Origin of the sequence: Hymenobacter translucens, from assembly GCF_020685205.1 — a bacterium.
Taxonomy (GTDB): Bacteria; Bacteroidota; Bacteroidia; order Cytophagales; family Hymenobacteraceae; genus Hymenobacter; species Hymenobacter translucens.
This window is the reverse complement of the sequence record NZ_JAJERB010000006.1, coordinates 260,272-269,507: the sequence shown is the minus strand read 5'-3', so window position 1 is coordinate 269,507 and position 9,236 is coordinate 260,272. Positions and strand designations below refer to the sequence as shown.

Sequence of the window (9,236 nt, the reverse complement as noted above, 5' to 3'; positions counted from 1 at the left end):
AGCCCGGGTGGGCAGAACAGGCTATTTGCGCTTGTAGGCGGCGTTCAGGTGCTTTACCACGGCGTCGGTGATGTCGAGGTCCTTGCGGCCGTAAGCAATGGTGCCGCTGGGGGCGGCAATCAGGATCAGCTTGTAGCCGTTGTCCTTGCCGTACTTCTCAATCAGCTTGTTCACGCGCTCCAGCACCTGCTGGCTCATCTTGGCTTCTTCCTCGGCGGCCTGCTGGCGGAGGCGGTCCTGCTGCTGGGCAATCTGCCCCTGCTGGGCCTGGAGGCGCTGCTCGGTGGCGGCACGCTGCTCGGCGGTCAGGCCGTCGGCTTCTTTCTGGTACTTCTGCACGGCCGCCTGGAAGCCGGCCAGCATGTTCTGGTTCTGCTTTTCCCAGCCGCGGGCCTTGGCCTCGAAGCTCTTGCGGGCGTCCTGCATGCCCTTGTAGCCGTCGAGCAGCTTGCTCGACTCCACGTAGGCTACTTTTTCGACGTTGGCGCTAGGAGCCGGGGCCGGGGTCAGGGCAGCCGTATCGGCCGGTGGCAGCTCGTTGTCTTCAGTGTCTGTTGTGTCGGCATCCGACGAAACGACGGCCGTTGTGGAGGCTACTGACTTGGCGGGCGCGGCGGCGCGCTTGTCGGCGAAGTGCAGGTAAAACAGAACGGCAATGGCCACGACGAGTACCGCGTCGAGAATCAGGCGAAAGGTATTATTCATTGGGAAAGTGAAGGGAAGACGCAAAAACCGGCCGCCACGGCAAACCAGCCTTCAAAGAAACGCAAAAAAACCCGCAGGTGCCGGCGCTTTTTACTTGTTTCCCGCGGGCCACTCCTCTCCCAGCAGGGCGTACAGGTACTCGTCGCTCCACCGGCCCTTAAACCAGACGTGCTGCCGGAAGTGTCCCTCGCGCCGCATTCCCACGCTTTCCAGCAGCCGCACCGACCCGGTGTTCAAACAGTCGGTAATGGCCATTACGCGGTGCAGGCCCAGCTCCCCGAAGCAGAAGTTTAGCAGCGCCCGTACGGCCTCGCGGCCGTAGCCATGCCCCTGCCACGGCGCCGCCACCGTGAAGCCCACCTCCGCCAGCCGGGGGTTGTCGGCCGACAGGCAGAGCGCGCAGTCCCCGATCAGCTCGTCGGTTGCCAGCAGGGCAATGCCAATCTGCACCCAGGTGCCGGGCGGGGCGGGAATCGGGGCCTGGCTTTGCTCAAGGACAAACGCAGTGGCCTGCTCCGCCGAATACGGCTCCCAGCTCTGGTAGCGGGCCACCTCAGGGTCGGCACGGTACGCCAGGAACCGGGACTGGTCGGCAGGCCGGAAAGTGCGGAGCCGGACGCGGCCGGCGGACCACTCAAACGCGCTGTTCATCCGGCAGCCGGCGTTTCGGGGCGCACTTCGGGCACCCCGATGTGCAGCAGCGCGTCGCCCTGGTTTACCACCGGCATGTGGTTGAGCCCGATGACGTAGCCGGCCACCGGCGACTCGAGCCGCACTGCCATTTCGCCGTAGGGGTCGGCCACGCTGCCGTAGGTCTGCCCTTTCTCAAGGTACTGCCCGTTCTGCACGTGGCTGCGGAACAGGCCCGCAAACCGGGCCCGGAGCCAGGTGTGGCGCATGCACACGATGGTGGGCCGGGCCGCCGCCGGGGCCTCGGCCAACATGCCCAGATGCTTTAACACCCGAAACGTGCCCTCAAGGGCCCGCTCGATGCCGGCCTCTTCCAGCCGCAGCGACTCCCCGGTCTCGTACACGATAATGGACTTCTGCTGCTTCCAGGCCGCCTCGCGCAGGGAGCCGGGCCGCAGGGCCGAGTGCAGGGTGAACGGCGCGGCAAAAGCGGCAGCCAGGGCGTCGTTTTCAGGAATGCCGAGCTGGCAGCGCACCTGGGAATAGTTGCTGCGGGCGGCTCCGCCGGTGTGGAAATCGATGCCGTAGTCGACCAGGGGCATTACCTCCCGCATAAACCGGTGCGCTACGCGGCTGGCCAGGGAGCCGCGCGGGTGACCGGGAAAGCTGCGGTTTACGTCCTTGCCGTCGGGCACTTCCCGGGAGAAGTTCAGAAAGCCGTAGATGTTGAGGATGGGAATGGCAATAATGGTTCCGCACAAAGGCCGCAGCTGGTCGCGGCGGATCAGGCGCCGGATGGTTTCGATGCCGTTCACCTCGTCGCCGTGCATGCCCGCCATGAGCAGCACCGTGGGCCCCGGCTCGGTGGAGCGAAACACATGTACGGGCACGTCGATAACGGTCCCGGAGGGCAGCTTGGAAATTACCAGTCGGGTCAGCACCCGCTCGCCCGGCCGGATGGTCAGGCCGTTAATCAGCAGGTCGGCGGGCGGCGTGGCGTGGGGCATTCTTTGAGCTATAAGCCGCAAGCTACAAGCTGCAAGCTTTTGTAAACGTCGACCTCTGGTTCGCTGGGTTCAGGATGACAGAGCAAAAAAGCTTGGAGCTTGCGGCTTGTAGCTTGTAGCTAAAAAAACTACTCTGCCTGGTGGTCGGGCATCGGCGCCGGCGCTTTGGGCTTAACGTCCTTGACTTTCTTTTTGTCGATCAGCTGCTCGGTGTACTCGATGATTTTGCCGGCAATGTTGAGGCCGGTGGCTTTTTCGATGCCTTCCAGGCCGGGCGAGGAATTAACTTCCAGCACGAGCGGCCCCCGCTTGCTTTGCAGCATGTCGACGCCGGCAATGCTCAGCCCCAGCGACTTGGCCGCCAGCAGGGCGGCGGCTTTTTCGGCCCGGCTTAGCTTGACGAGGGTGCCGGTGCCGCCCCGGTGCAGGTTCGAGCGGAACTCGCCTTCCTTGCCCTGCCGCTTCATGGCGCCCACCACTTCGCCGTTTACCACGAAGGCGCGCAGGTCGGCGCCCTTGCTTTCGGCCACGAACTCCTGCACGATGATGCGGGCCTTGAGGTTATGAAACGCTTCAATCACCGACTGGGCCGCCTTTTCGGTTTCGGCCAAGACCACGCCCAGGCCCTGGGTGCCTTCGAGCAGCTTGATGATAACCGGGGCCCCGCCCACCTGCCGGATCATCTGGGGCACTTCGTCGGAGTAGTTGGTGAAGGCCGTTTTGGGCATGCCCACCCCGGCCCGGGCCAGCACCTGCATCGAGCGGAGCTTGTCGCGGGAGCGGATAATTGACTGGCTGTCGACGGCGGTGCGCACCTTCATCATCTCGAACTGCCGCACCACGGCCGTGCCGTAGAACGTGACGGACGCGCCGATGCGGGGAATCACAGCGTCAAACTTCTCAAGGGGCGCGCCTTTGTAGATGATGCCGGGGGCGCCTTTTTCAAGCACGAGGTTGCACTGCAGATGGTCGATGACCACGGCCTGGTGTCCGCGTGCTTCGGCGGCCTGCACCAGGCGGGTGGTCGAATACAGCTTCGGCTCGCGCGACAGAATCGCCAGTTTCATCGGAGGAAATCTAAAAAGGGGTGGATAAGGAAGCCGGAGCGGCCGAAAAATACGGAAAATGCCTCAGGAACGGGGCTGGCGGAGTAGCTCACTGCTTTTATAGGACACGTTGCGCCGCGCTACGTCCACGATCAGCCGGGCCCGGCGCAGCAGCAGCCGGCCAATCAGCACCGGGTATTTCATGTCGGAGCGGTCGGACAACGAGAATTCGGTGATGACGTCTTCGCCAAACAGCCGGATGGAGGTTTGAATGACGTAGCGCTCCTGCACGTCGCCGTTGGAGCTTTTGATGTCGCGTAATGAGAATTCGTCGAAGGTGAGAGGGGAACCGTGGACGTTGGGGTGGTCGAGGTCGAGTAGCCGCACGTGCAGCACTTCCCGCCCGTCGGGCCGGGTTTCTACGTGGATGTCGGAGCAGTGAATGGCCCCGGTGTAGGCCCCGGTATCGACTTTGGCCTCAATGCCCCAGATCTGGAACTCGGGAAAATCAACCAACTCGCGCCGGCCTACCGTGCGCTTCATTACCCGTGGCTTTTTCATGGTGCGGGCAAGATAGTCAGACGGATGTGCGAATGTGAAAAATGTGCTGATGCGCTGATTTTTGAGTTTAACGAGTGAGCCGTCTGGCACACCGAAATGAGTGGAGGCAGCCTGAGCGGGCTGAGGTCGGGAAGGACAAAGCCTGCCCGGCTGGTGATGCTCAAAACTCAATGCCGGCAGAAAGGTTACGCCAGGGTGAACCGGGCCGGATAAAGTATCCGGGGCCACGGCTCGTCTTTCCTGGCAGGCTCTCCTACTTTGCCGGCCCGCTGTGCCGGCTGCTTATTTCTTCCCTGCGTATGCGTAAACCCTGGAAACTCATTGCCCAGTTGCTCGCCACCCTGGCCGTCGTGCTGCTGCTGGCGGGCGTGGCCTTTGCCAACCTCAGCCCCGAACTGGGCGGTAAGCCCACGAAGGCCCAGCGCCGGGCCTACGCCCGCTCCGGGCACTACCAGGATGGTGAGTTTAAAAACCTCGTGCCCACCGAGGTGATGACCGGCGCCAGTACACTGTCGGTGGCGTGGGACTTCCTGTTCCGAAAAAAAGAAAACACGGCACCGGCAGCTCCGCTGCCCACCCAGCCCCTCGACCCGCTCAGCCTGCTGCGGAAACCGGCGGACCTGCTGCGGGTGACGTGGTTCGGGCACTCGGCCAGCCTGGTGGAAATTGCCGGTAAGAATATCCTGCTCGACCCGATGCTGAGCGTGAAGATGGGGCCGGTGGCCTGGGCCACGCCCAAGCGCTACAATTCCGAGCTGGCCATTACCGCCGGGCAGCTCCCGGCCATCGACGCGGTGCTTATCTCCCACGACCACTACGACCACCTCGACTATAAAACCATCCGCCAGCTCAAGGACAAGGTCGCTCACTTCTACGTGCCCCTGGGTGTGGGGGCCCACCTGCTCCGCTGGGGCGTCGACTCGTCCCGGATCCGGGAACTGGACTGGGGCGACTCGGTGCGGCTGCCGGGCCTGACCATCGTGAGTACCCCGGCCCGGCACTTCTCAGGGCGGGGGCTTACCAACCGCAACTCCACGTCGTGGAGCTCCTGGGTTATGAAATCCGCGACCAAGCGGGTATTCTACAGCGGTGACGGGGGCTACGGCCCCCACTTCCGCGCCATCGGCCAGCAGCACGGGCCGTTCGACGTGGCGCTGATGGAGTGCGGGCAGTACGACGCCAACTGGGCCCAGATTCACATGATGCCGGAGCAGACGGTGCAGGCCACGCTCGACGTGCGGGGCCGCCTGCTGCTGCCGGTACACTGGGGAGCCTTCACCGAGGCCAACCACCCCTGGAATGAGTCGGTGACGCGGGCCACGGCTGAGGCCGGCCGCCTCCTGCTGCCCGTCACCACGCCCGAGCTGGGGCAGCCCGTAACACCGGGCGTTGGCGCGCTGCCCCAAACAACCTGGTGGTGGGGGATTTAGGGCGTGGCTGGCAGTTGTCAGTTGTCAGTTGCTAGTTGTTAGTCTACTAACAACTAGCAACTGACAACTAAGCCTTACTCCCTTCTGCCCGCTGGCGCACCAGTCGTTCGTACTCGCGCTCCGACTGGCGGCTGCGGCCGAACCCGCCGTAGGTGCCGATGCCGTTCATGAGCACGCCGAATCCCCAGAATGCCGTGGACCACAGCGGCCAGGGAGTAGAGAAATAGCGGTTGCCGTGCCCGCCGGTGTGCCGGTCGGTCAGCGCCCAGATAATCCAGAGCAGGCTGTTCACGGCCAGGTAGGTGAACAGGTGGGACTTGAACTTGGCGCGGGACTTTGCCATGCGCCACAGCTGGGGGTCACGGTTGGAGGCTTCCATCGGGAGAAAACGTTTGGTTGTAAGGAAGGCAAAAGCTAGAAACTACGGTTCTGCTTGCCTATTTCAATCCTCCCAGACGGCAACCTTTCGGGTTGAAATGCTGAATAGACAGGATGAAACGTTAGTTCCGTAGCCGGCTCACGTGCCCTTATCCACTGCCTTACCACCCCTATCTATGGCCTCCACCCCAGCCTCCTGGCGCTCTGAAGCCCAGCCGTTCGACCGGATTATGCTGTACCGCGGCGACATCACCCGGGTCGACACGGCGGCAATTGTCAATGCAGCCAACGCCTCCATCCTCGGCGGCGGGGGCGTCGACGGGGCCATCCACCGCGAAGGCGGGCCCGCCATTGTGGAGGAGTGCCGCCGCATCCGCCTCGCCGACTATCCGGACGGTCTGCCCACCGGCCAGGCCGTCATTACCACCGGGGGCAAGCTGCCAGCCGGGCGGGTGATTCACACCGTGGGCCCGATCTGGCACGGCGGCCTGCTGGGAGAGCCCGATCTGCTGGCTGCCTGCTACCGTAACAGCCTGTTGCTGGCCGCCGAAAACAACCTCGACAGCGTGAGCTTCCCCGGTATCAGCACCGGCGCGTATGGCTACCCTAAGGACGAAGCGGCCTCCGTGGCGGTGCGCGAGGTGCGCAAGTTTCTGGCCCGGCATGCCCGGCCCCAAACCGTGGTTTTCGTCACCTTCGACGAAGAGTCCCGGCAGCTGTACGAGCAGGAACTGAGCCGCTGACTTTCGGCATCTGCGGCGCCATGTGTCACCTTCTCACTTGTCTTTCGGTCTATGTTCGTTGAATCAGGGCGTACGCGGCTGCACTACGAGGTCTATGGCCGGGGCCCGCGCATCATTCTGGCGTTTCACGGCTACGGGCAGCAGGAAAGCCACTGGCGCACCGTGGCCTCGGTGCTGGGCAGCCTGAACGTCACCCTGTATTCGTTCGACCTGTTTTACCACGGCCAGAGCCGACTGGCGAAGACGGATACACCCCTCACCAAAAAGCGACTGTCCGGGCTGATTGAGCAGTTTTTGCAGGAACGGAATATCACCTCGTTTGGGCTGCTGGCCTTCAGTATGGGCGCCAAGTTCGCCCTCACCACTCTGGAAGCCTTTCCCGACCGGGTGGAGCAGCTCTGGTTGATTGCTCCGGACGGCATCCGGCCCCAGTTCTGGTACTCCCTGGCAACTTACCCGCCCTGGATGCGGGGCATTCTGGGCCAGGCCGTGCTGCGGCCCGAGCGGCTGCTGCGCTTTATCGGGGCACTGGGACAGCGCCGGCTGGTGCATCCCAACCTGGTCAGCTTTGCGCGGTGGCAGCTGGAAAACCGCGAGAAGCGTCTGCGCGTGTACCGCAGCTGGGTCGGGTTCCGGCAGCTCGTTTTTGATGTAAAGCACCTGGCTGCCCTGCTCAACCGCCAGCCCACCCCCGTCACGTTCTTTCTGGGCCGCCACGACCGGGTGATTCCGCACGCCGGCCTGCAGCAGTTCATTGCCTCGCTTCAACGGGCCCACACGGTATTGCTCGAAACCGGCCACGCCGGCCTTATCTACGACGTAGCCGCCTACCTGCGCCAGCACCCCGAGGAAGTGAAGTGGTGAGCAGTGGTGCGGATGCGGCTGGGCCTGCTATTGCGTGGGTGCCGGGCAAAGCACGTCGGGAATTCGCCGGGTAGAATACCCTCAAAAAGCCCCGTCGTACGCGTACGGCGGGGCTTGCTATGCCAAACTTCCCTGCATGCGGTTCCGCACGACAGGCTCGGCCAGCGCGCCCTGATTCCCCACCGGCTGCTTACAACCGCGACACGCCGCCGGAAACGATAAACTTCATGACTTCGCTGCTGGGCAGGTCCAGGAACGTCACGTTTTCGGACGGCACCAGCATCAGCTCACCCGAGAAATTATAAGAGTGCGGAAAGTACACGGCCAGCAGGGCTTCGTGGTTGATGACCGCCATGCTTTCCTGGGTCACGAAGCCCATCTTGTAGCACTGGGCTTCCTCATTCACGCGCACCAGCACCGGCCGGTTGAACTTCTGATTATCGCCTACAAAGGCGTCGAACAGGTCTTTGAGGCTGGAGTAGATGATGCTGACCAGGGGCGTGCGGTGCAGCACCCGCTCGGCCACCAGCAGAAACGGCCGGACCATAAACGACTTGGCAATGTAGCCGACCAGCGTAAATACCAGAATGGCCGTCAGCAGCCCCAGGCCCGGTACGTGGCCCAGCCCGGGCAGCTCATAGAGGTTGAACAGGTCGTCGAGCCAATGGATGGCGGAGTACAGGATGTAGATGGTCAGCGCTACCGGCGCCACAATCAGAAATCCGTTCAGAAAGTACTTGAAAAAGGAGCGCATGACGGGAAGGCAAAAGAATGCCCGGCCGAAGCCGGCCGGGCAGGAAACAAAGCAAATCGGAATGGCGCCGGCTACTGCTAGGCCGGCTGCACCTCGCCGATCTGGGCAATCCGGTCGGCCACGCGCTGCATCAGCCACATGGGCGTGCTGGTAGCCCCGCAGATGCCCACTGACCCGACGTTCTGAAACCAGGCCTCGTCCAGCTCCTCGTCGTTTTCCACGAAATAGCTGCGGGCGTTGTGCTGACTTACCACCCCGAACAGCGCCTTGCCGTTGGAGCTCTTGCGCCCGCTCACGAATACGATTACGTCGTGCTGGGCGGCAAACCTGGTGAGGGCCGGCTCCCGGTTGCTGACCTGCCGGCAGATGCTGTCGTTGGCGTCGAAGGAAGTCAGCTCCCCCCCGGCGGCGGTAATGCGCTCTTCAATCAGCTCCTTCATCCGGTAGAAGCCTTTCGTGCTTTTGGTGGTCTGGCTGAAGAGCGTGACGGGGCGGGTAAAGTCGATCTGGTCGAGGTCTTCTTCCTTCATCACGATAATGGACCGGTTGCCGGTCTGCCCGTTCAGGCCCGCTACCTCCGCGTGGCCCGGCTCCCCGTAAATCACGATCTGACCTTGCTGCCGGTTGGTGGTATCGAAGGCGTGCTTAACGCGGTTCTGCAGCTTCAATACAACCGGGCAGGACGCATCGATGAGCTCCAGGTTGTTGCGCAGCGCCAGAGCGTAGGTTTCCGGCGGCTCCCCGTGGGCCCGGATCAGCACTTTGCAGTCGTGCAGCTCCTGTAGCTGCTCCCGGCCGATAATGCGCAGCCCCTGCTGGTGCAGGCGCTCCACCTCCATGCTGTTGTGCACGATGTCGCCGAGGCAATACAGGGTAGGCTCGTTGGCCAGCTCATCCTCCGCCATCTGAATGGCGAATTCGACCCCAAAGCAATATCCGGAATTCTTATCGATGGTAACGGTCATAGATCTTTTTCAGCCTTGCAAAGATACCGGTTTACCAAGCAATATTCACGCCCTTGGCCGTATAACCGGCGTGTTTCCGGGCCAATGCCAAAATTCTACCCACGCGGCCGGGCCAGGGCCCGGCGCTGATGGTACGTACGTAATACTGTGGAT

General features: G+C 62.9%; 11 protein-coding genes. 3 read left to right on the top strand and 8 right to left on the bottom strand.

Features of this window, described 5'->3' with window-relative positions; genetic code table 11:
- Positions 1-21 precede the first annotated feature (21 nt).
- The 5 genes from LJY25_RS15000 to LJY25_RS14980 form a co-directional block, all read right to left on the bottom strand.
- Positions 22-705 carry an OmpH family outer membrane protein gene (locus LJY25_RS15000; protein WP_227609165.1) on the bottom strand — a complete coding sequence of 228 codons (684 nt, stop codon included), beginning with the start codon at positions 703-705 and terminating at the stop codon, positions 22-24.
- A gap of 90 nt (positions 706-795) precedes the next feature.
- Positions 796-1,356 carry a GNAT family N-acetyltransferase gene (locus tag LJY25_RS14995; protein WP_227609164.1) on the bottom strand — a complete coding sequence of 187 codons (561 nt, stop codon included), beginning with the start codon at positions 1,354-1,356 and terminating at the stop codon, positions 796-798.
- Entirely contained in the window at positions 1,353-2,342 is a 990-nt protein-coding gene (locus LJY25_RS14990; protein WP_227609163.1) for a succinylglutamate desuccinylase/aspartoacylase family protein, read from the bottom strand. Before LJY25_RS14990 ends, LJY25_RS14995 begins: the two co-directional genes overlap by 4 nt.
- A gap of 128 nt (positions 2,343-2,470) precedes the next feature.
- Complete coding sequence (gene rimK / locus LJY25_RS14985) at positions 2,471-3,409, bottom strand: 30S ribosomal protein S6--L-glutamate ligase (protein WP_227609162.1); 939 nt, start codon at positions 3,407-3,409, stop codon at positions 2,471-2,473.
- Positions 3,410-3,472: 63 nt separating this feature from the next.
- Positions 3,473-3,949 (bottom strand): ATP-dependent zinc protease family protein, encoded by a 477-nt coding sequence (locus LJY25_RS14980; RefSeq protein WP_227609161.1) that lies wholly within the window; start codon positions 3,947-3,949, stop codon positions 3,473-3,475.
- Positions 3,950-4,248: 299 nt separating this feature from the next.
- On the opposite strand from LJY25_RS14980, the gene LJY25_RS14975 reads away from it, so the two are divergent.
- Positions 4,249-5,379, top strand: a complete 1,131-nt coding sequence (locus LJY25_RS14975; RefSeq protein WP_227609160.1) for an MBL fold metallo-hydrolase — start codon at positions 4,249-4,251, stop codon at positions 5,377-5,379.
- A gap of 67 nt (positions 5,380-5,446) precedes the next feature.
- On the opposite strand, the gene LJY25_RS14970 is transcribed toward LJY25_RS14975, so the two are convergent.
- A complete protein-coding gene (locus LJY25_RS14970) occupies positions 5,447-5,758 on the bottom strand; it encodes a 2TM domain-containing protein (protein WP_227609159.1) in 312 nt (103 codons plus the stop codon).
- A gap of 175 nt (positions 5,759-5,933) precedes the next feature.
- Between LJY25_RS14970 and LJY25_RS14965 the strand changes: the two genes are divergently transcribed.
- Both LJY25_RS14965 and LJY25_RS14960 read left to right on the top strand, forming a co-directional pair.
- Positions 5,934-6,500: an O-acetyl-ADP-ribose deacetylase gene (locus tag LJY25_RS14965; protein ID WP_227609158.1), complete on the top strand. Its 567-nt coding sequence runs from the start codon at positions 5,934-5,936 to the stop codon at positions 6,498-6,500.
- A gap of 51 nt (positions 6,501-6,551) precedes the next feature.
- A complete protein-coding gene (locus tag LJY25_RS14960; protein ID WP_227609157.1) occupies positions 6,552-7,364 on the top strand; it encodes an alpha/beta fold hydrolase in 813 nt (270 codons plus the stop codon).
- A gap of 190 nt (positions 7,365-7,554) precedes the next feature.
- Here LJY25_RS14960 and LJY25_RS14955 read toward each other — a convergent pair whose 3' ends face one another.
- The gene (locus LJY25_RS14955; RefSeq protein WP_227609156.1) at positions 7,555-8,118 is read right to left on the bottom strand and encodes a DUF502 domain-containing protein; all 564 of its coding nucleotides are present in this window, start codon (positions 8,116-8,118) and stop codon (positions 7,555-7,557) included.
- A 77-nt stretch (positions 8,119-8,195) separates the two neighbouring features.
- Entirely contained in the window at positions 8,196-9,083 is an 888-nt protein-coding gene (locus LJY25_RS14950) for a 4-hydroxy-3-methylbut-2-enyl diphosphate reductase (protein ID WP_227609155.1), read from the bottom strand.
- Positions 9,084-9,236: the final 153 nt, after the last annotated feature.